Consider the following 20,689-nt stretch of genomic DNA (forward strand, 5'->3'; position numbering starts at 1 on the left):
CCGCCGGGCGGGCCGCGCCGCGGCACTAGTGGGGCAGCAGCAGCTCCCCCGCGATGAGGAGGACGACGAGGGCCAGGGGGATCATCGCGGCGAGCACCGCCAGCGCCCGCTCACCCCGGCGCCGCACGGCGACGATCGCCACGACGCCACCGGCGAGCCCCGACAGCAACGAGGCGGCCCCGCCACCCGGCAGGACCATCCAGAGCGGCTGGAGCACGAGGAAGCCGAGGGCGAGCGCGACCGCCCACCGGCCCGTCGCGGTCGTGGGCAGGAGCGGACGCCGCTCACGCTGACCCTGCCGCTGCGCGTGCTCCGTCATCCCCCGATCCTGGCCCGCGCGGCGCCGGGTCCCATCGGGGCGGGTCGGGAACGCGACTGCGGCTTTACCCCGGGGCGTCCGGCACCGCTAGCCCCCGGTCGAGCCGAAGCCCCCCTCGCCGCGGCCGTCGGACGGGGGGAGGTCGTCGACGACGACCGGCTCGGCGAGGGCGACGGGGACGAGGACGAGCTGGGCGATGCGGTCGCCGGCGGCGACGTGGTGCGGTGCGTCGCCCAGGTTGACGAGGAGCACGAGGAGCTCGCCGCGGTAGCCGGCGTCGATCAGGCCGGGGGCGTTCGCGACGGTGACGCCGTGGCGGCGGGCGAGCCCGGACCGTGGGACGACGAGGCCCGCGTGGCCGTCGGGGACGGCGACGGCGAGGCCGGTGCGGACCGCGGCGCGTCCCCCCGGCGGCAGGTCGCACGACGCGATCGCCGTGAGGTCGAGCCCCGCGTCGCCCGGGTGGGCCCGGACGGGGACGACGGCGCGGGGATGGAGGCGCCGGACCGGCAGATCCGGCGCCACTCCCCGCCCCCTACCCGACGAGCTTCGCGATCCGGTCGGCGGCCTCGTTCAGGCGGTCGTCCGGGACGGTGAGGCTCATCCGCACGAATCCCTCCCCGCTGGGGCCGTACGCGGCGCCCGGGGAGATGACCACGGCGGCCTCCTCCAGCACCTTCTCCGTGAACGACGCCGACGTCTCGCCGTCCGGCACCCGCGCCCACACGTAGATCGCGCCCTTCGGGGGATCGACCCGCAGGCCGATCCGCTGCAGGGCCCCGACGAGGACGTCGCGGCGGCGCTGGTAGATCGCGCACATCTCCGCCACCGACGACTGGTCCGAGCGGAGCGCCGCGGCGGCGGCCTCCTGCAGCGCCTCGAACATGCCGCTGTCGATGTTCGTCTTCAGCTGCCAGTACGCGGCGACGAGGTCGGCGTTGCCGACGACGGCGCCCGCCCGCCACCCCGTCATGTTGTACGTCTTCGACAGGGAGAAGATCTCGATGCCGACGTCCATCGCCCCCGGCGTCTCCAGGAACGACGGCGCCCGGTACCCGTCGTACGTGATCTCCGAGTACGCGTTGTCGTGCACGATGATGATGTCGTTCGCCCGCGCGAACGCGATCGCCCGCTCGAAGAAGTCGTCCTCGATCACGCCACCCGTCGGGTTGTTCGGGTAGTTGAGGAACATGACCCGGGCGCGCGCCGCGACGTCGGCGGGGATCGCCGTCAGGTCGGGCTGGAAGCCGAGCTCCGGCAGCAGCGGCATCGGCACCGGCTCCGCACCCGCGAGCAGCGGACCCGTGGTGTAGACGGGGTAGCCGGGGTCGCTCGCCAGGGCGACGTCGCCGGGGTCGAGGAACGCCAGGTTGACGTTCGCCACCGCCTCCTTCGCGCCCATCGCCGGGATGATCTGCGTCCCCGGGTCGAGGGACACGCCGAATCGGTTCGCGTAGAAGCCGGCGATCGCGTCGCGGAAGCTCTCGCGCCCGCGGTTCGACGGGTACTGGTGCGTGTCGGGCCGGAGGACCTGCTCGCGCAGGGTCTCGACGACGAAGCCGGGTGTCGGCGTGTCGGGGTCGCCGATGCCGAGCGAGATCACGTCCACTCCCGCGGCCTTCTTCGCCGCGATCTTCTGCTCGATCTGCGCGAACAGGTACGGGGGGAGCCGGCGGAGCCTCTCGGCGCCGACGGCGCGGCCCGTCAGAGCTCCTCCAACGCGCGCACGAGCTCCGGGGACAGCGCGCCCCGGTAGATCTCCTCGGCCGGACCGGTCATCGTCACCTCCAGGTCGTCGCCGACGGCGATCTCCAGATCGCCGCCCGCGAGGTGAACCGTCACGGGGCTGGTCAGCCCCCCGAGCCGCACCGCGGCGACGGCCGCGGCGCACGCGCCGGTGCCGCACGCGAGCGTCTCCCCCACGCCCCGCTCCCACACGCGCATCGTCAGCTCCGACGGGCCCTCGGCCCGGACGAACTCGACGTTGGTGCGCTCCGGGAACCGGGCGTCGGTCTCGATCGCCGGCCCGAGCGCCCGCACCACGGACGACGGGTCGGGGTGCTCGATGATCGCGTGGGGGTTGCCCATCGACACCTCGGCGAACTCCACGCCGTCACCGGCGACCGCGAGGGTCTCGCGGGCCTCGCCGGCGGGGAACCGCGCCCGGCCCATCCGGACCTCGACGCGATCGTCGTCGAGCACCGCCACCTCCACCGGGCCGCCACCGGTGAGGATGCGGCCGTCGGCGGGCAGGCGCCCCGCGTCGCGCAGGTGGAGGGCGATGATGCGGATGCCGTTGCCGCAGTTCTCGGCCTGGCTGCCGTCGGGGTTCCAGACGGTCATGCGCGGCGTCCCGTCGTCCTCGTGGGAGACCTCGAGGATGCCGTCACCGCCGACGCCGAACGCCGGGTCGAGGATGCGCTGGGCGCGTGCGGGGGTGATGGGCAGCGCCCAGTCGGTGCGCTCGACCACCAGGTGGTGGTTGCCCAGCCCCTGCCACTTCGCGAAGGGGAGGCTCATCCCCCGGAGGGTACCGGATCGCCCGGCCCGCCCTCCCACAGGGCGAGCAGCCGCGGCAGGGCCTCCTCCGCCGGCGCATCGCCGAGGTCGAGGGTCACGAGCCCCGGCGTCTTGCGGAGCCACGTCAGCTGCCTGCGCGCGAGGCGGCGGGTGCGGGCCGCGAGGCGGTCGGGCAGCTCCGCGGGGTCGAGCGCGCCCGCGCGGACAGCGGCCACCTCCCGCGCTCCGATCACCTGGAGCGCCTCACGCGACACGCCGGGGGTGTCGAGCGCCCGCGCGAGCTCGTCGACGAGGCCCTCGTCGAGCTCCCGCCGCACGCGGGCGGCGATGCGCGCGTCGAGGACCTCCCGGGGGCGGACGACGGCGACGAGCAGGGTCGGCCGGCGCGTCGACCCGCTCCACAGCCGGTCGCCGCCCCCGGCGCCACCCGCCGCGGCGAGCTCCAGCGCCCGGGCGACGCGCCGCGGGTTGGCCCGGTCGACGCGGTCCGCGGCCGCGGGGTCGCGGGCCCGCAGCTCCGCGAGGGCCGCCGGCGGGTCGGCCGCGGCGAGGTCCTCCGCCCACGCGCGCACCCCCGGGTCCGCCTCGGGGGGGAAGTCCAGATCGGCGACCGCGGCGCGCAGGTAGAGGCCGGTGCCCCCGCTCACCACCGGCGTGCGGCCCGCCGCGAGGGCCGCGTCGACCGCCGCGTGGGCGAGCGCCGCGAACCCCGCCGCCGTGGACCGCTCCGTCAGGTCCAGGTCACCGGCGCCGTGGTGCGGCACCGCCGCGCGCTCGCCGGGACGCGGCGCGTCGGCGGCGATCTCCAGCCCCCGGTACCGCTGGAAGGGGTCGGCGACCACGATCTCGCCGCCGAGCGCGCGGGCCGCCGCGAGGGCGAGGGCGCTCTTTCCGGACGCCGTCGGCCCGGCCAGGGCCAGGACCTCGGGTCGCTCAGGCGGGGACGAGGTCCGCCTGCACGGGGGCGCCGACCTGACGGCCGGACAGGGTGGTGGACGTCGACCCCTCGATCACGACGTCGACGAGCGTCCCGGGCGCCGCCGTGCCCGTGAAGTTGACGGCGATGTTGTGGCGGAGGCGGCCGCGCAGGCGCGTGGGGTCGGTGCGGGACGGGCCCTCGACGAGCACCTCGCCGGTGGTGCCGACGAACCGGGCGGCCCGTGCGGCCGCGGTGCGCTGGGTCACCTCGATCAGCCGGCCGATGCGCTCCCGCTTCACCTCCGGCGGGACGTCGTCGGGGAGGTTCGCCGCCGCCTCCGTGCCGGGCCGCGGCGAGTACAGGAAGGTGTACGCCCCGTCGTAGCCGACCTCCTCGACGAGCGAGAGGGTGTCGGCGAAGTCCTCCTCCGTCTCACCGGGGAAGCCGACGATGAGGTCGGTGGTGAGCGACAGGTCGGGGATCGCGTCGCGCAGGCGGCCGACGAGCTCCAGGTACCGGTCGCGGCTGTAGGTGCGGCGCATCGCCTTGAGGATCCGCGTGCTGCCCGACTGCGCCGGCAGGTGCAGGTGCTCGCACACCTCGGGGCACTCGGCCATCGCCGCGATGACGTCGGCCTTCATGTCCTTCGGGTGGGGGCTGGTGTACCGGACCCGGGCGATCCCCTCGACGCCGGCGACGGCGCGCAGCAGGCCGGCGAACGTCTCGCGCCCCTCGCGGGGCAGGTCCCGTCCGTAGGAGTTGACGTTCTGGCCGAGCAGGGTGATCTCGACGACCCCGTCGGCGGCGAGGGCCCGCGCCTCCGCCACCACGTCGGCGGGCGGGCGGCTGCGCTCGCGGCCGCGCACGCTCGGCACGACGCAGTAGGCGCAGACGCAGTTGCACCCCACGGACATCTGCACCCACGCCTGGTGGGGGCGCTCCCGGCGGGACGGCAGGCTGCCGCTGAAGGCGCCGTCGAAGCTGAACGCCCCGACCGCCTCGATGCGCTCCCGCGCGACGAGCTCCCCGAGGCGGGCGACCTCGCTCGGCCCGAACGCGATGTCCACGAACGGGAACTCGCGGAACACCTCCTCCTTCATGCTCTGGGCCCAGCAGCCGCCCACGGCGACCACCGTCGACGGCCGCTCGCGCTTCACGCGCTTCGCGTCACCGAGGTTGCCGAGGAAGCGCTCGTCGGCGCTGCCGCGGATGGTGCAGGTGTTGAAGAGGATGAGGTCGGCGTCGTCGCGCCGCTCCACGGGCGCGTACCCGAGGCCCTCGAGGAGGCCCCGCATCCGCTCGGAGTCGTGGTCGTTCATCTGGCACCCGAAGGTGGTCAGGTGGTAGCGCACCGGGCGATCCTAGACGGTGGCGCCCCGGTCAGAGGCGGACGACCACCTCGTCGAGGCCGCCGTCGTCGTCATCGGTGCCGGTGAACCGCGCCAGCCAGTCCGTCGCCGCGCCGGCGCGGTCGCCGGCCGCGCCGAGCATCACCCGCGTCAGGGCGGCGGTGTCGCTCAGCAGCTCGTCGAGCGCCGCCCCGACGTCGGCGTCGTCCACCGTCTCGCGCCCGTCGTCGAGGGCGCGGAGCGTGGCCTTCCGCAGCAGCTCCTTCACGAACGACGCGGTGACCCCCTCCGTGCGCTCCACCACCGCCGCGCGGTCCGCGAGCCGCAGGTCGAGCCCTCGCCCGTAGATCTCCAGGAGGCGCTCCCGGGCCGCGGCGTCCGGGAGCGGGATCTCGACGGCCAGGTCGACGCGTCCCGGCCGGGCGGCAAGGGCCGGCTCCAGCGCCTCCGGCCGGTTGGTGGTCAGCACGAACGCGATGTCGGCGTCGTCGGCGTGGCCGCTCATCTCGTTCATCAGCTCGAAGAGCACCTCGCCCCCGCCCCCGTCGAACGTGCGCTCCTCGGCGACGAGGTCGACGTCCTCCAGGATCACGACGCTCGGGGCGAGCCGGCGGGCGATGGTGCCGAAGGCGCCGACCGCATCGAGCGTCGCCCCGGAGAGGACGATCACGGTGCAGTCCGTCAGGCGGCCGGAGAGGTAGCGCACCGTCAGGGTCTTGCCCGTGCCGGGAGGCCCCCAGAGCAGGAGGCCGCGCGACATGTGACGACCCATCGCGAGGAGCTTCTCGCGGTGGACGCTCGGGCCCGCGAGGTGGCGCTCGATGCGGGCGAGGGCGCCGTCGGGGAGCACCACGTCGCCAGGGTCGACGTCGGGGCGCTCGAGGAACGCGAGGCGGGTGCCGTCCGGCCCGGACTCGAGGGTGATCAGCTGCCCCCGGTAGACGTCGTGCTCCGCGATCAGCGTCCGGAGGTCGGCGATCAGACGCTCCGCGTCGGCGCGGTCGCGGGCGACCACCTGCAGCTCCACGTCGCTCCCGCGCCCGAAGTGGTCGTCGCCGCGGTGGACGAACGCCGCGAGCGGGCCCGCCGGGGACCGGATCAGCATCACGGCGAAGTCGATGCAGGCGAGCGTGCGCCCCGGTCCGACGTCGACCGTCGCGTGCTCGACGGGACCGACGCTGAAGTGGTCGGCGCGCATCATGTCCCCGAGGCCGAGGGCCCCGAAGTGGCGTGCCTGGCCACTCAGACCGAACGTCTCGGCCGACCAGCCCCCACGCGCCATCGCCGCGTCGAGTGCGAGCTGCAGGTTCGCCTGGTCCCAGCGGGAGAACGTGTCGGCCACGAGGGGCATCGTCGCCGCCCCCTCCCCGAGGTGCTCCCGCAGGAGGGCCCCCGCCTGCACGTCGTCGCCCGCGCCCTCCGGGACGGACTGCAGCAGCCGGCGCACCAGCACGCCGAGGTCGCGTGCGAGGCGGTCGAGGTCCGTGGCGGGGTGGTCGCCCACGTGACGAGGGTAGGTCACCCCCCGGACACGGCGGTAGCGCGCACGGTGCATCGCCGGTGTGATCGGATCACATGTGGCAGAAACCGCCGGGGGCGCACCCGGCACCCCGCAGAGGAGGAAGCCATGTCCGCGAGCGGCGACATCCTGATCCACGGCGACACCGAGCGCTCGCCGGTCATGCGGCACGAGGTGCCGGTCGCCATCGGCGACCCGTTCCTTTTCATGGAGCGGGACGGCCGGCCGATCGTGCTGACGAACGCGCTGGAGCGCGACCGGATCGCGGCGGTCCTCCCGGACGCGGAGCTGCTGATGATCGACCAGCTCGGCCTGTTCGAGCTCCTGGAGGGCGGGCTCTCCCGCGACGACGCCGAGCTGGAGGTCGTCGCCCGGGCCGTCGCGGCGGCGGGGATCACGCGCGCGACGGTGCCCGGGTCGCTGCCCGTCGCCGTGGCGGACCGGCTCCGCGCCGACGGCGTCGTGCTCGACGTGGACACCCCGTCCTTCGAGGCGCGACGGCGGGTGAAGAACGCCGCGGAGCTCGCGGGGGTCCGCCGTGCCCAGGAGGCCGCCCACCGCGGCCTCGCGGCCGGCGCGGCGCTGCTGCGGAGCTCCCGCGCCGACGGCGGCCGGCTGGTGCTCGACGGGGAGCCGCTCACGTCCGAGCGGGTGCGGGCGGCCGTCCGCGACGCGTGCGCCGCCGCGGGCGCGCCGGCGCCGCCGGACATCATGGTCGTGAGCGCCTGGTCGGGTGGTGGCCACGACTCCGGCACCGGGCCGCTCCCGGCGGGCCTGCCGATCCAGATCGACCTCTGGCCGCGTGACGAGGAGTCGGGCTGCTGGGCCGACATGACCCGCACGTTCGTGGTCGGGGACGTCCCGCCCGAGGTCGCCGCGCTGCACGCCGTGGTGCGGGAGGCCATCGAGGCGGCGCGGGCCCTGATCCGCCCCGGCGTCCCCGGCCGGGCCCTCTACGAGGCGGCCGCCCAGGTGATCGAGGACGCCGGGCACCCGACCCTGCGGACCCGCGCGGCGGGCGAGACGCTGACCCACGGCTTCTACTTCTCGCTGGGGCACGGCGTGGGCCTGGAGGTCCACGAGCCGCCATCGCTCGGCCTGTCGCGGGAGCACGACCTCGTCGCCGGCGACGTGATCGCCATCGAGCCGGGGATCGAGGGCATCCCCGGCATCGGGGGCGTCCGCCTGGAGGACCTGATCCTCGTCACCGCCGACGGCCACGAGACGCTCACCGACTACGACTACGGCCTGGCGCCCTGAGGGCGTCGCCCGGCCCGGTCGCCGGGGGGTACGATCGGCCGGGCGCCGGCCCGTGTCCCGGCGGCCGACGACGAGGGGGTACCGCGTGCTCGCTGGGGCCGAGAGGGGCAGCCGGCTCGGGAAGGACGAGTTCAAGGAGGTCGTCCCCGCGCTGCGCGTCGACCTGCTGAACGCCCAGTTCGACCTCACGGGCGCCGACTTCCCCGTGATGGTGTTCATCGCCGGCGACGACCGCCTCGCCGGGAGCGAGGTGGTCAAGCGCCTCCACGAGTGGATGGACGCCCGCCACATCGACACGAGCGTCTTCGGGGACCGGCGCCCGGAGGAGGAGGGGCGGCCCGCCCTGTGGCGCCTGTGGCGGGCCATGCCGGCACGCGGCCGCATGGCCATCTGCGTCGGTGGGCTGATGCGGCAGATCGCCGCCCGCCTCGACGGCCGGATCGACGACGCCGACATCGACGCATGGACGGGGCACCTGGAGGCGTTCCAGACGGAGCTGCTGACCGACGGCGGGCTGGTGGTGAAGATCTTCCTCCACACCCCCGCCGACGAGCAGCGGGCACGGCTCGAGTCGGGTGGGGACGGCGCGAGCACGTGGCGGGTCGACGCCCGCGACTGGGAGATGCTCGACACGAACGCCGAGGCGCGGCCGTACGTCGAGCGCTTCCTGCGCCGGACCTCCGCCCCGGGGGCGCCGTGGACGGTCGTCGAGGCGACCGACCCGCGCCACCGCGACGTCACCGTCGCCCGCGCCATCCTCGACGCCCTGACCGGCCGCCTCGCGGGGCCGCCGCCCGAGGTGCCGAGCGCGCCCGTCGAGATGTTCACGTCCCGTCCCGGCGAGACGACGGCGCTCGCGGGCGTCGACCTGTCGGCGCGGATGTCGCGGGGCGACTACCGCACGCGGCTCGAGAAGCTCCAGCGCCGCCTGCACGGCCTGTCGCTCGAGGCGCGGGAGGCCGGGCTGCCGACGGTGCTCGCGTTCGAGGGCTGGGACGCCGCGGGCAAGGGCGGCGTCGTCCGCCGCTGCACCGCCGCCCTCGAGGTCGGCGACTACCGCGTCGTCCCGGTCGCGGCGCCGACGGTGGAGGAGCTGCGCTACCACTACCTGTGGCGGTTCTGGCGCGCGCTGCCGCGCCCCGGCGAGACGGTGATCTTCGACCGCTCGTGGTACGGCCGGGTGCTGGTGGAGCGGGTCGAGGGCCTCGCGAGCGCCGCCGAATGGCAACGCGGCTACGACGAGATCAACGACTTCGAGGCCCAGCTCGTCGAGTCGGGCTGCCTCGTCCAGAAGTTCTGGCTCCACATCTCCCGCGAGGAGCAGCTCGCCCGGTTCGAGGCCCGCGAGGAGACGCCGTACAAGAAGTACAAGATCACGGACGAGGACTACCGGAACCGCGACCGGTGGGAGGAGTACGACGGCGCCGTCGACCAGATGGTGCTGCGCACCTCCACCGACGCCGTCCCGTGGCACCTCGTGAGCGCCGAGGACAAGCAGCACGCCCGCGTCGAGGTGCTCGACATCCTCACCTCCGGGCTGAAGCGGGCGCTCAAGGGCTGACGCGCAGCCCCGGCGGGCCCGGCCGGGGAGACCGCGGTCCGGGCCGCGGGCCCGGCACCCGTACGCCCCGGTCCACGTGGGGGCCGGCCCGGGGGCCGGCCCCCACGGCGCCTAGCGCTTGGCGGGGGCCAGCTTGGGGGTCTTCGGCGTGGCCGTGCCCGCGGCGTGCTCGATGATCTCGCCCGTCGCCGGGTCGAAGGCGGGGTGCCCGGGGACACCCGCGTCCTCGCGGATCTTCGCCTCGAGCTGGTCGGCGATGTCGGAGTGCTCCCGCAGGAACGCCCGCGCCGCGTGGCGGCCCTGGCCGAGGCGCTCGTCACCGAACGAGAAGTACGCCCCGCTCTTCTGGACCATCCCGCGCTCGACGCCGAGGTCGATGAGGTTGCCCTCGTGGGAGATGCCCTCGCCGTAGATGATGTCGAACTCGGCCTGCCGGAACGGCGGGGCCACCTTGTTCTTCACGACCTTCACCCGGGCGCGGTTGCCGACGGCCTCCGTGCCCTCCTTGAGGGTCTCGATGCGGCGGATGTCGAGGCGCACCGACGCGTAGAACTTGAGGGCGCGCCCACCCGGCGTCGTCTCGGGCGAGCCGAACATGACGCCGATCTTCTCGCGCAGCTGGTTCGTGAAGATGCAGATCGTGCCGGCGCGGTTCAGGTTGCCGGCGAGCTTGCGCAGCGCCTGCGACATGAGGCGGGCCTGGAGGCCGACGTGGGTGTCCCCCATCTCGCCCTCGATCTCGGCCTTCGGCACGAGCGCCGCCACCGAGTCGATCGCGACCACGTCGAGCGCGGCGGAGCGGACCAGGAGGTCGGCGATCTCGAGCGCCTGCTCGCCGTGGTCGGGCTGCGAGAGCAGCAGCTCGTCGACGTCGACGCCGATCGCCTTGGCGTAGGTCGGGTCCATCGCGTGCTCGGCGTCGATGAAGGCGCAGAGCCCGCCGCGCTTCTGTGCCTGGGCGATCAGGTGGTAGAGCATCGTCGTCTTGCCGGAGCTCTCCGGGCCGAAGACCTCGACGATCCTCCCGCGCGGGATGCCGCCGATGCCGAGCGCGATGTCGAGCGCGAGCGACCCCGTCGGCACGGCGGAGACCTCGGTCAGTGCGCTGTCGCTCATCTTCATGATCGAGCCCTTGCCGAACTGACGCTCGATCTGCGCGACGGCCGAGCCCAGCGCCTCGTGCTTCTCCACGGAGGGCCTCCTCGAGGGGGTGGTGTTCCATGACTGCCGGCGGAGCAACCCTGCGGACCACCCACCCGGCGACTGGTGGAGATCATAGTGCGGGGTCCGGCCGGATATCGAACACGTGTTCCCGGCGATCGTGCCGGAACGGCGCCGCGGGGGCGCCGGCGGACGTCACACTGCGGGCGGCTCCTCCAGCGCGCGGCGCAGCAGGTGCAGCGCCGCGGCGACCGACCGGGAGCGGATCGCCTCGCGCGAGCCCCCGCGTCCCAGCGCCACGTGCCGGGCCCCCACCGGGCCCGCGAGGCCGACGTGGACCGTGCCGACCGGCTTGTCGTCCGTTCCGCCGCCCGGACCCGCGACGCCCGTGACCGAGAGGGCCCAGTCGCTCCCGAGGCGCTCGCGCGCGCCCGCCGCCATCGCCGCGGCGCACTCCGCCGAGACGGCGCCGTGGGCGCGGATGATCGCGGGGTCCACCCCGAGCAGCGCGGACTTCACGTCGTCGGCGTAGGCGATGACGCCGCCGCGCACGTAGGCCGACGACCCCGGCCGCGCGGTCAGCCGGGCGCCGAGCCCCCCGCCCGTGCACGACTCCGCGACCGCCACCGTCTGACCGGCCGCGACGAGCCGCCGCGCCACCACCTCGTCGACCGTCGCGCCGTCGCGGCTGAAGAGGGCGTCCCCCACCCCCGCGGCGATCATCTCCTCCAGGGCGTCGGCGGCGTCGCGGTCCGCGGGGTCGACCCGCACCGTCACCTCCAGCTCGCCCTCGCGTGCGCAGATCCCGACGCGCAGCCGCTCCCACGCCGCGGGGTCGAAGCCGTCGACCGCCGCGATCAGCTGCGACTCGGGGACGGCGTACAGCCGCAGCACCCGCTCGTCCGCCACGGCGGCGCGGGCCAGCACCCCCGCGAGGGGCTCGCGCCCCACGGCGTCCGCCCACATGCGCGCGAGCTCCCACGGCGGACCGGGCAGGACCGCCACCACGACGCCGTCGTGCTCCAGGAGGCAGCCGGGGGCGGTGCCCGGCGGGGGCAGCATCACCGAGCCCACGGGCAGCGTCGCCTGCTTCTCCTGGACGCGCCGGCGCACCTCCTCGGACGCGTCGATGCGGATGACCCGGGACGCCACCAGCGCCAGGGCCTCGCGGTCGAGGTGCAGGGCGCGTCCGGTGGCCCGGGCCACCGCCTCCATCGTGACGTCGTCGTGGGTCGGGCCGAGCCCCCCGGAGACGCAGACGAGGTCCACGCCCGACGCGATCAGCCGCGCGAGCGCGTCCGCGATGTCGGGGAGGTCGTCGGAGACCATCTCCCACCGAGAGACCTCGACGCCGCGCGACCCGAGGTCGCGCGCGAGGTGGCCGGCGTTGCGCTCCTGGATCCGGCCGCGCAGCACCTCGTCACCGGTGATGAGCACCGCCGCCCGCACCGCGGCGACGTCCCGCCGGTCAGGCGTCCTGGACCCCGGTGGTCGTCAGGAGCCACGCGCCGCCCTCGGTGCCGAGGGTGGTGGTCGGCCGCTTCCCGATCTTCACGTCGAGCTCGGCGGGGTTCGACGCCCGCACCCAGACGCCCTGCGCGACGCGGAAGGTCTGCGTCTGCCCGGGGGCGATGACGCCGGTGAACACCACGCGGCCGTTGGCGGTGCGGCTGCGCACCTCGACCCAGCAGCCGTTCTCGCCGGTGCCCGTGAGGACGATGGCGGTGCGCTTCGCCGGCTGCGGGCGCTCCGTGGAGTCGGTGTCGGGCTCCGTGACCGCCGGTGTCGTGAGGCCGGCGGCGCCGGGGGGCGACGTCGGGGAGATCACGGCCGGGGTCGAGCTCTCGCCCACACCCAGCCAGATCAGGAGCGCGACGGTCATGACGCCGCCGATCGCGAGCCACAGCAGCTGCACCTCGGTGCGGCGCGGACGCGCACGGCGCCGCGGAGGCGTGCCCTGGCGGCGGCGGGGCGACGACAGGTCCCGGTGGCTGCGGGGCGCGGCCCCGGGCCGCGGGACCCGCGACGACAGCCCGCTCTCGGACCCGCGGAACTCGCGGAACTCCCCGAACCGGGACTCGTACTCGTCGAGGACCAGGCGGCCGTCGAGGTCGAGGAAGTCGGCGTACGTGCGGAGGAACCCGCGCACGTACGTCGGCGACGGCATGAGGTCGAACTGCTCCTCTTCCATCGCCCGGAGGTATTTGGCTCTGATCTTGGTCTCGGCCTCGCAGTCGAGGATGTCCAACCCTCGGCGGAGGCGAGCCTCACGGAGTGTGTTTCCGATTTCGAACATGGGCGCGTCGGCGAGCGGCATCCGGCCGCTCGGTGCGGCACCCTAGCCCAGTTCGCGCGCGCCGTGCAACCCGTCCCTACGCCTCGTCGTCCTCCTCGGCCTCCGGGGACCGGCGCAGGATGCGGTCGACGTCGCCGGCGCCCACCAGGACGGTGCGCGGCTTCGACCCCTCGTGGCCCGACACGATCCCCATGCGCTCCATCGCGTCCACGAGGCGCCCGGCGCGGGCGTAGCCCACGCCGAGGCGGCGCTGCAGCAGCGACACCGACGCGGTGCCCTGCTCCACCACCATGTCGATGGCCCGCTCGATCATGTCGTCGGCGTCGGCGTCGACGGGGTCGTCGACCGGCTCCGGGCGCTCCATCAGCTCCTGGCGCATCTGGGGCTTGCCCTGCGCGCGCCAGTGGTCGGTGATCGCGAGGATCTCGTCCTCGCCGACGTACGCGCCCTGCAGGCGCTGCAGGCGCGACGTCCCGACGGGGCGGAACAGCATGTCGCCGTGGCCGAGCAGCGACTCCGCGCCGCCGGCGTCGAGGACGACGCGCGAGTCGACCTGGGACGACACCGCGAACGCGATCCGCGACGGGACGTTCGCCTTGATCATGCCGGTGATGACGTCCGCCGACGGCCGCTGCGTCGCGAGGACGAGGTGGATGCCGACCGCCCGGCTCTTCTGGGCGAGGCGGATGATGGAGTCCTCCACCTCGGCGGGCGAGACCATCATCAGGTCGGCGAGCTCGTCGATGACGACGAGGATCGTCGGCATCGGGGGCTCACCGGACGCCGCCCGCGCCTCGTTCCAGTCGCGCAGGTTGCGGGCCCGCTTCATGCCCATCAGCTCGTAGCGGGTCTCCATCTCGCGGACGATGTTGGAGAGGACCGCCGCGGCGTCCTTCATGTTCGTGACCACCGGCGTGAGCAGGTGCGGGATGCTCTCGTAGTGGTTGAGCTCGACCTTCTTCGGGTCGATCAGGATCATCTTCAGGTCCTCGGGCGTGGACCGCAGCAGCACCGAGGCGAGCAGGGCGTTGAGGCAGACGCTCTTGCCGGTGCCGGTCGAGCCGGCGATCAGCAGGTGCGGCATCTTCGCCAGGTCGATGTAGACGGGCTTGCCGCCGAGGTCGAGGCCCAGCCAGGCCATCAGGGGGCCCGCGTGGGCGGGGAACTCCCGGGTGATGTCCCCGAGCGTCACGAGCGAGGCCTCGGGGTTCGGGACCTCGACGCCGACGGCCTGCTTGCCGGGGATCGGGGCGATGATCCGCAGCTCCTCCCGCGACGCGAGCGCGTACGCCAGGTCGTCGCGGAGCGCCGTGATCCGGCCGACCTTCGTGCCGGGGGCGAGCTGGAGCTCGTAGCGCGTGACGCGGGGACCGCCGACCGTGTCGGAGACCTTCGCCTCGATGCCGAAGTGCCCGAGGGCCTCCTCCAGCAGGCGGCTCGTGCGCTGGATCAGCTCCTCCGGCTGGCTCGTCGGGCCGCTGGAGCGCTTCAGGAGGCTGAGCGGCGGGCGGCGGTACGCCACGCCGGTGCGGGCGCCGCGGACGGTGCGCTCCGGCTCCGGCGCCGGGGCGAACACCTCGAGGTCGGGCGCCTCCTCCGCCAGCCCGAGCTGCTCGACCGGCTCGGCGTGGGCCGGTGCCGGCGCGGGGGCGAGGGCGACGGCCGCCGTCAGCGGGGTCGCGGTGCGCGGGAGGATCTCCTCCTCCACGTGCTCGCCCACCAGGGCGGGCGACGGCGGCATGCCCGACGGGCCGTCGAAGAGGTCGGAGAAGGCGTCGGCGCCGTCCACGAGCGGCCGGGCGGCCGCGAGCCGGGCACGCCGGCGCCCGATCAGGGTGGGCGGCTCGATCGCGTCGATGCGCTCCCGCACGCCGCGGACCGTGGCGGTGGTCGCGGTCGTCGCGACACGGCCGACCTGGCGGGAGGCGACCACGGCGCCCTCCCCCCCGCGCCGCACCGCGACGCCGAGGGAGGCCCCCGAGATCAGGACGACCGCCGCGATCAGGCCGACGAGCACCAGCAGCGCGGTGCCGAACCCGCCGACGGTGCTGCTCGTCGCCCAGTAGCCGAGCTCGCCGATGTAGCCGCCGCGGCCGCCGAGGCCGTCGTCGAACCACGACACCCGCTCGGTGCCGCCCGTCCCGAGGCTCCCGCCCGCGAGGGCGACCAGCAGCGCGAACGCGCCGATGCCGACGCCGAGGCGCAGGGGCCGGGCGGCGAGCAGCGGGTGGTCGAGGATCAGCGCGATGCCGACCAGGATCAGCGTCAGGGGGGCGAGGGCGACCGCGCGGCCCACGAGCAGGCGCAGCCCGTCCTCGAGCCACCCGCCGACCGGGCCGGCGCCGAAGCCGAGGAAGAGGGAGACGGCGAGGAACACGCCGAGGGCGACGAGGCCGAGGCCGATCAGCTCGCGCGTCTGGGCGTCGTTGCGCGACCCGCGGCCCGCGGGCTTCGCGGGGCGGCGGCGCCGGCTCGAATGGGCGACCTGCGTGCCGATCTCACACCTCCTGGATGCGCGACGTACGGGCGCACGCCCGCGTCGGAGGGATTGGCCGTGGGCGTCGGTCTTCCTGCCGGGCTAGGGTTCGTGACTGGAATCCCGAACCGGACACGCACCAGGAGGCTCCTGTGGCCCATCAGCTCTCACCCATCGCGAAGCCCGACAAGATCCTGAAGCTCGACGGGATCTCCGCCGAGTCGGTGGAGGCCCACTGGGGTCTCTACGAGGCCTATGTGAAGAAGTACAACGAGGTCCAGGAGAAGCTCGGGGGCGCCGACCGCTCCGCCGCGAACCAGATCTACTCCGAGTACCGCGGCCTGCGCGAGCAGCTCACGTTCGCGATCGGCGGCATCAAGAACCACGAGCTCTACTTCAACAACCTCGGCAACCAGGGCGGCTCGCCGTCCGACGTGCTCGCCGGTCAGGTCGAGAAGGACTTCGGCTCCCACGACGCGATGATCACCGAGCTGAAGGCCGGTGGCATGGCCGGTCGCGGCTGGGCCTGGGTCGCCTGGGACTGGGACTGGTCCCGCCTCGACGTCTACATCGGCGACGCCCAGAACACGTTCCCCGTCTGGAACGCCACCCCGATCCTCGCGCTCGACGTGTACGAGCACTCGTACATCCGCGACTTCTCGACGGCGCGCCCGAAGTACATCGAGGCCTTCGTCGCCAACATCGACTGGGCCGACGTGTCCGGTCGCTGGGAGCGGATCGCCAAGGAGCTGTGACCACGCGCCTCCCGCGGCGGCGTCGCCGCTGATCGCGAGGACGGCGCGGACGGCGGTACCCGGCCCCGCCGGGGACGGCCGCCGGACGGACGGAACCCGACGCCCCCGCTCGCATGAGCGGGGGCGTCGGTCGTTCCGGGGTCAGTCGCCCGGCGTCACGGTGGTGGTGGCGGTGACGACCGCGGGGGCGCTGTTGGGGGCGTCGGCCACGACCGTGCTCGCGAGGCGACCGGGGCGGGTGACGGTGCGGAGCCCGACGGTGGTCCGGTAGACCCGGTGGACGCCCGGCGCGAGGGCGCCCACGTCCCACGTCACCCCGCCGCGCACGATCCGGCCGCCGCCGCTGTCGTGGGTCGTCGCGCGACCGCCGGGACGGGCGGTGACGGTGACGCCGTCGGCGGTGACGCGTCCGCAGTTGCGGACGGCCGTCGTCCACCGCATCCGGCCGCCGGGCCGGACCGTCGGGGCCGCTGCCCGGTGGGTCACGCAGAGGCGGGTCGTGCCCGCCACCGGGGCGGCCGGACCCGCGGGGCCGTCGAGGCCGCGGGGGCCGGGCGATCCCGCCGCGCCGACGGGGCCCATCAACCCGATCAGCCCCGTGGGCCCGATGGGGCCCGTGAGCCCGGTGGGGCCCGTCGCACCCGCGGGGCCGGCGGGGCCGGTCGCGCCGTCCGCGCCGTCCGCGCCGTCCGCGCCGTCGACGCCCGCGGGACCCGCGGGACCGGCGGGGCCGGCGGGGCCCGGCACGACCACCGTCGCCGCGCACGCGGTGCGCACCGCGGTCGACGCGAGGGTGATCGCCGCCGTGTCGGCGAGCAGGCGGCCGTCGACGCGGCTGCCGGCGCCGACGGTGATGCCGAGGTCGGCCATCACCGTTCCGGCGAACCGGGAGGTCGCGCCGATCGTCGTCGCGCCGTTCACCGCCCAGAACACGTTGCAGGGATCGGCGTCGCCGACGAGGGCGACCTGCGCCGACGCCCCCACGGTGAGGGCCCCGCCGATCTGGAGGATGAAGACGGCGTCGGGGTCGCCGCCACCGTCCAGCGTCAGGGTGCCGCCCGCCGTGAAGCCCATCGCGGCGGTCGAGTAGTACACGCCCGGCGTCAGCGTCGCGCCGGCGAGGTCGGCGACGGCGAACGGCACGCCGGGGCGGAGGACGGCGTCGCCGTAGGCGAGGTCCAGGTCGGCCTGGGCGGGTGCGGCGCCCGCGCCGATGCGGGTCTGACCGAGCACGATCGGGGCGGCGTCGCCGGCGACGGCGACGGAGCTGCCGAGGTCCTCCGACATCGCCGTCGGGCCGTTGCTCGTGAGCGACGGAGCGAGCACCGACTAGGTGCCGGCCGCGCCGAGGTCGACCGGCTCCGCCGCCACCGCGGGGGCGGCGAGGGCCAGGGCGAGCAGCGACGCCGAGGCGGCGCCGGCGAGGCCGCGGCGGGGACGGCCGCGGGGGACGTGGGACGGGGGGACGCGCATGGAACCCCTTCGGCGGGGAGGTCCGAGCCGGCGCCCACCGGTGAGGGGCGCCCGGCGTGCTCCCCGGGGGACGGCACACACCGCCCTCCCCCCCATCGGCACCCGGGGCGTCCACCGCGAGGACGCGCGGGTCGCCGCGACGGGCGCGGCCCGCCCGGCGTGGGGTCAGCCGAGCTCCCGCTCGACCTCGTCGAGCCAGTCCTCGTGGGCGTCCAGGACGCGGCGGCCCAGCGAGTGGACGAGCCGGAGGTTGCCGGCGCGGTGCGGGATCTCCCCCACCCGCGCCTCCGACTCGGCGGCGGCGGCGCGCAGGCTCGCGATCTCGGCCCGCATGGCCCCGAGGCTCTCCCGCAGGCTCGCCGGGTCCCCGAAGTCCCCGGCCATCAGGCGCACGGCCGGCTCGGACTGGATGCGCGGGAACGGGGTCGGCCGGGCCACCCACGCGCGGAGGGCCTCCTCACCCGCCGGGGTCAGCTCGTACACCCGCCGCGACCGCGTGCGCCCCGGCTCCTCCCGAGAGCTGAGGTAGCCGAGCCGCTCGAGGCGCTTCGGCTCCGCGTAGAGCTTGCTCTCGGCGGCCGACCAGTGGAGCCGGCCGCCCCGGCGCATCATGTCCACGATCTCGTGGGCGCCGGCGCCGCCGCGCCCCACCATTCCGAGCACGACGTACGACAGCGGGTTCAGGTCCTCGGCCACGGGTCCTCCGGTGGATTGACTCGCTCCCATTGGGACTTATAAGCTCCCAATCGGAGTTTACACCGTCACCAGGAGGATCGTCATGCCCGTCCCGACCGCCACCCCCGCCGTCGTCACGGCCCCCGGGGCCGGGAGCGCCGTCCAGAGCTTCCACGCCGTCCGCGTCCTGATCGCGACCGAGGGGCTCTCGCTCTTCGAGGCCGTCGCCCACCCGGGCGAGGAGCCCCCGATGCACATCCACGACCGCGAGGACGAGACGTTCCACGTCCTCGAGGGGCACCTCACCGTCCACTGCGGCGGGGAGGCCCACGACGCGCCCGCCGGCACGAGCGCGCTGCTGCCGCGCGGCGTGCCCCACACGTTCACGGTGAGGTCGCCGGTGGCGCGGATGCTGGTGGCCTGCACCCCCGGCGGGTTCGAGGGCATGTTCTCCGAGCTGCCCGCACCCGTGGACATGGACCGGGCACCCGCCGTCTTCGCCGCCTACGGCATCCGGGTCACCGGGCCGAACCCCGGGCTCTAGTCACAGAGAGGGGATCGCCCTGGGGGGCGATCCCCTCTCGGCTGCATCGTGGTCTCCGGCGGCCGTCCCCGGCGGCAGCCGGTGCCGCCGTCCGCGCCGTCCTCGCGATCAGCGGCGAAGCCGCCGCGAGAGGCGCTTGGTCACACTTCCACGATGACGGGGAGGACCATCGGGCGCTGCTGGGTGCGCTTGCGGACGAGGCCGGCGACGGCGTCGTGGAGCTGGTGCTGGAGGACGCCGACCTCCGTGATGCGCTGCTCCGCCGACGTCGCGAGGCTCCGCTCGACGGCCTCGCGGGTCTCCTCGATGAGCTGCTGGTCCTCGCCGGAACCGAAGCCGCGGGTGATGACCTCGATGTCGCCGACGATCGAGCCGTCGGAGGCGTCGACGCGGGCGATCACGACGACGAGCCCGTCGTCGGAGAGGTGGCGCCGGTCCCGGAGGACGCTCTCGGTGATGTCGCCGCCGCCGCCCTGGTCCACGTAGGTGAGGCCCGCCTTGACGCGGTCGGTGATCCCCGCGGAGTCCTTCGTGACCTCGAGGACGTCGCCGTTGTCGAGGATCGTGATCCGGTCGTCCGTGTAGCCGAGGGCCTTCGCGAGCCCGGCGTGGGCGCGCTGGTGGCGGGCCTCGCCGTGGATCGGGGCGAAGAACCGGGGGCGCAGCAGCTCGAGCATCAGCAGCAGGTCGCTGGCGCTGCCGTGGCCGGAGACGTGGACGCGGGAGTTCTCCCGCTCCGTGATGAAGTGGGCGTCGGCGCGCACGAGGCGGTTGAGGATCTCGTTGACGGCCATCTCGTTGCCCGGGACGGTGCTCGACGAGTAGAGGACGGTGTCGCCCTTCTCGATCGAGACCTGGTGGTGCTCGCCGCGGGCGATGCGGCTGAGGGCCGCCATCGGCTCGCCCTGGGAGCCGGTGCAGATCAGCACCTGCTCGTCGCGGGGGCGGCTCTCCAGCTCCTTCAGCTTCACCAGCGTCCCCGGCGGCGGGTTCAGGTACGGGCTGCCGGTCTGCGGGTCGACGAGGTTCTGCGCCATCGCGACGTTGCGGGTGAGGGAGCGGCCGATGAGGGCGACGACGCGGCCGTCGTCGTACGCGGCGTCGAGCACCTGCTGGACGCGGTGGATGTGCGACGAGAACGTCGTGACGAGCACCCGCTGGGGGGCCGTCGCGAAGATCCGGGTCAGCTCGTTGCGGACCTCGCGGGTCGGGAGCGGGGAGCCGCTCGGGCCCTCCTCCGCGTTCGTCGAGTCGGCGAGGAGCAGCTGGACGCCGCGCTCGCCGATCCGGGCGAGGGCGCCGAGGTCGCTGCGCCGCCCGCCCACCGGGGCGAACTCGATGCCGAAGTCGCCGGTGTGCACGATCGTCCCCGCGGGGGTCGACAGCGCCACCGCCGAGCAGTCGGGCGTGGAGTGGGTCAGCGGGATGAACTCGGTGTCGAACGGGCCGACGGGGATCGACCGGTCGTACGGCGCCTCGATCAGCTCCGCGCCGTCCATGAGGCGGTGCTCCTCGAGCTTCGCCCGCAGCAGGCCGAGCGTGAACCGGCGGGCGTAGATCGGCACGTGGCCGACGGCGCGCAGCAGGAACGGCACGGCGCCGATGTGGTCCTCGTGCCCGTGGGTGAGGATCAGCGCCTCGAGGTTCTCCCGGCGCTCCACCACGTAGCTGAAGTCGGGCAGGACGATGTCCACGCCCATCTGGTCGTTCTTCGGGAAGGTGATGCCGCAGTCGATGAGGACCATGCGGTCCCCGTACTCGACCACGTACATGTTCTTGCCGATCTCCCCCGCTCCCCCGAGCGGGATGACGCGCACGCCGGCGCTGGTCGCCATGCGACCCTCCTCAGTCTGTTTCGAGCG

19 protein-coding genes are annotated in these 20,689 nt (G+C 74.8%); 4 read left to right on the forward strand and 15 right to left on the reverse strand.

The annotated features are described in order from the left end of the window. Nucleotides 1–25: 25 nt before the first annotated feature. From IU369_RS10085 to IU369_RS10115, 7 genes are all read right to left on the reverse strand, one after another. Nucleotides 26–319 carry a hypothetical protein gene (locus IU369_RS10085; protein ID WP_217920852.1) on the reverse strand — a complete coding sequence of 98 codons (294 nt, stop codon included), beginning with the start codon at nucleotides 317–319 and terminating at the stop codon, nucleotides 26–28. An 87-nt stretch (nucleotides 320–406) separates the two neighbouring features. Next, on the reverse strand, nucleotides 407–844 hold the full coding sequence (dut, locus tag IU369_RS10090) for a dUTP diphosphatase (protein WP_217920853.1): 438 nt from the start codon (nucleotides 842–844) through the stop codon (nucleotides 407–409). A 10-nt stretch (nucleotides 845–854) separates the two neighbouring features. Then, entirely contained in the window at nucleotides 855–2,027 is a 1,173-nt protein-coding gene (locus tag IU369_RS10095) for an LL-diaminopimelate aminotransferase (RefSeq protein ID WP_246551482.1), read from the reverse strand. Beyond that, nucleotides 2,024–2,839 (reverse strand): diaminopimelate epimerase, encoded by an 816-nt coding sequence (gene dapF, locus IU369_RS10100; RefSeq protein ID WP_217920854.1) that lies wholly within the window; start codon nucleotides 2,837–2,839, stop codon nucleotides 2,024–2,026. Before dapF ends, IU369_RS10095 begins: the two co-directional genes overlap by 4 nt. After that, on the reverse strand, nucleotides 2,836–3,759 hold the full coding sequence (miaA, locus tag IU369_RS10105) for a tRNA (adenosine(37)-N6)-dimethylallyltransferase MiaA (protein ID WP_217924358.1): 924 nt from the start codon (nucleotides 3,757–3,759) through the stop codon (nucleotides 2,836–2,838). Before miaA ends, dapF begins: the two co-directional genes overlap by 4 nt. Nucleotides 3,760–3,772: 13 nt before the next feature. Further along, a complete protein-coding gene (miaB, locus tag IU369_RS10110) occupies nucleotides 3,773–5,110 on the reverse strand; it encodes a tRNA (N6-isopentenyl adenosine(37)-C2)-methylthiotransferase MiaB (protein WP_217920855.1) in 1,338 nt (445 codons plus the stop codon). A gap of 28 nt (nucleotides 5,111–5,138) precedes the next feature. Next, nucleotides 5,139–6,611: an AAA family ATPase gene (locus IU369_RS10115; protein ID WP_217920856.1), complete on the reverse strand. Its 1,473-nt coding sequence runs from the start codon at nucleotides 6,609–6,611 to the stop codon at nucleotides 5,139–5,141. Nucleotides 6,612–6,734: 123 nt separating this feature from the next. Between IU369_RS10115 and IU369_RS10120 the strand changes: the two genes are divergently transcribed. Then, on the forward strand, nucleotides 6,735–7,886 hold the full coding sequence (locus IU369_RS10120; RefSeq protein WP_217920857.1) for a M24 family metallopeptidase: 1,152 nt from the start codon (nucleotides 6,735–6,737) through the stop codon (nucleotides 7,884–7,886). 85 nt (nucleotides 7,887–7,971) lie between these two features. Beyond that, entirely contained in the window at nucleotides 7,972–9,447 is a 1,476-nt protein-coding gene (gene pap, locus IU369_RS10125; RefSeq protein WP_217920858.1) for a polyphosphate:AMP phosphotransferase, read from the forward strand. Nucleotides 9,448–9,558: 111 nt separating this feature from the next. Here pap and recA read toward each other — a convergent pair whose 3' ends face one another. The 4 genes from recA to IU369_RS10145 all read right to left on the reverse strand — a co-directional run bounded on the left by recA (nucleotide 9,559) and on the right by IU369_RS10145 (nucleotide 15,281). Beyond that, nucleotides 9,559–10,638: a recombinase RecA gene (gene recA / locus IU369_RS10130; protein WP_246551237.1), complete on the reverse strand. Its 1,080-nt coding sequence runs from the start codon at nucleotides 10,636–10,638 to the stop codon at nucleotides 9,559–9,561. Between the two features lie 165 nt (nucleotides 10,639–10,803). Continuing rightward, nucleotides 10,804–12,057, reverse strand: coding sequence for a competence/damage-inducible protein A (locus IU369_RS10135; protein ID WP_217920860.1), 1,254 nt, complete (start codon nucleotides 12,055–12,057; stop codon nucleotides 10,804–10,806). 19 nt (nucleotides 12,058–12,076) lie between these two features. Continuing rightward, nucleotides 12,077–12,925, reverse strand: a complete 849-nt coding sequence (locus IU369_RS10140; protein ID WP_343233151.1) for a helix-turn-helix domain-containing protein — start codon at nucleotides 12,923–12,925, stop codon at nucleotides 12,077–12,079. Nucleotides 12,926–12,980: 55 nt separating this feature from the next. Further along, a complete protein-coding gene (locus IU369_RS10145) occupies nucleotides 12,981–15,281 on the reverse strand; it encodes an FtsK/SpoIIIE family DNA translocase (protein ID WP_217920862.1) in 2,301 nt (766 codons plus the stop codon). A 251-nt stretch (nucleotides 15,282–15,532) separates the two neighbouring features. On the opposite strand from IU369_RS10145, the gene IU369_RS10150 reads away from it, so the two are divergent. Further along, complete coding sequence (locus IU369_RS10150; RefSeq protein ID WP_217920863.1) at nucleotides 15,533–16,135, forward strand: superoxide dismutase; 603 nt, start codon at nucleotides 15,533–15,535, stop codon at nucleotides 16,133–16,135. A 141-nt stretch (nucleotides 16,136–16,276) separates the two neighbouring features. Here the strand turns inward: IU369_RS10150 and IU369_RS10155 are convergent, their stop codons facing one another. The 3 genes from IU369_RS10155 to IU369_RS10165 form a co-directional block, all read right to left on the reverse strand. After that, entirely contained in the window at nucleotides 16,277–17,461 is a 1,185-nt protein-coding gene (locus IU369_RS10155; RefSeq protein WP_217920864.1) for an ice-binding family protein, read from the reverse strand. A gap of 3 nt (nucleotides 17,462–17,464) precedes the next feature. After that, entirely contained in the window at nucleotides 17,465–17,608 is a 144-nt protein-coding gene (locus tag IU369_RS10160) for a hypothetical protein (protein WP_217920865.1), read from the reverse strand. Nucleotides 17,609–17,773: 165 nt separating this feature from the next. Further along, nucleotides 17,774–18,304: a PadR family transcriptional regulator gene (locus IU369_RS10165; protein WP_217920866.1), complete on the reverse strand. Its 531-nt coding sequence runs from the start codon at nucleotides 18,302–18,304 to the stop codon at nucleotides 17,774–17,776. Between the two features lie 82 nt (nucleotides 18,305–18,386). Here IU369_RS10165 and IU369_RS10170 point away from each other — a divergent pair, with 82 nt between their 5' ends. Further along, nucleotides 18,387–18,827, forward strand: coding sequence for a cupin domain-containing protein (locus tag IU369_RS10170; protein ID WP_217920867.1), 441 nt, complete (start codon nucleotides 18,387–18,389; stop codon nucleotides 18,825–18,827). A 140-nt stretch (nucleotides 18,828–18,967) separates the two neighbouring features. Here the strand turns inward: IU369_RS10170 and IU369_RS10175 are convergent, their stop codons facing one another. After that, a complete protein-coding gene (locus tag IU369_RS10175; protein ID WP_217920868.1) occupies nucleotides 18,968–20,662 on the reverse strand; it encodes a ribonuclease J in 1,695 nt (564 codons plus the stop codon). Nucleotides 20,663–20,689 lie beyond the last annotated feature (27 nt).

The organism is Miltoncostaea oceani (genome assembly GCF_018141545.1).
Taxonomy (GTDB): Bacteria; Actinomycetota; Thermoleophilia; order Miltoncostaeales; family Miltoncostaeaceae; genus Miltoncostaea; species Miltoncostaea oceani.

Coding starts and splice junctions, on each gene's coding strand:
- IU369_RS10085 (WP_217920852.1), bottom strand. CDS start 319: ATGACGGAGCACGCGCAGCGGCAGGGTCAGCGTGAGCGGCGTCCGCTC.
- dapF (WP_217920854.1), bottom strand. CDS start 2,839: ATGAGCCTCCCCTTCGCGAAGTGGCAGGGGCTGGGCAACCACCACCTG.
- IU369_RS10120 (WP_217920857.1), top strand. CDS start 6,735: ATGTCCGCGAGCGGCGACATCCTGATCCACGGCGACACCGAGCGCTCG.
- IU369_RS10140 (WP_343233151.1), bottom strand. CDS start 12,925: ATGCCGCTCGCCGACGCGCCCATGTTCGAAATCGGAAACACACTCCGT.
- IU369_RS10160 (WP_217920865.1), bottom strand. CDS start 17,608: ATGCGCGTCCCCCCGTCCCACGTCCCCCGCGGCCGTCCCCGCCGCGGC.
- IU369_RS10170 (WP_217920867.1), top strand. CDS start 18,387: ATGCCCGTCCCGACCGCCACCCCCGCCGTCGTCACGGCCCCCGGGGCC.
- IU369_RS10175 (WP_217920868.1), bottom strand. CDS start 20,662: ATGGCGACCAGCGCCGGCGTGCGCGTCATCCCGCTCGGGGGAGCGGGG.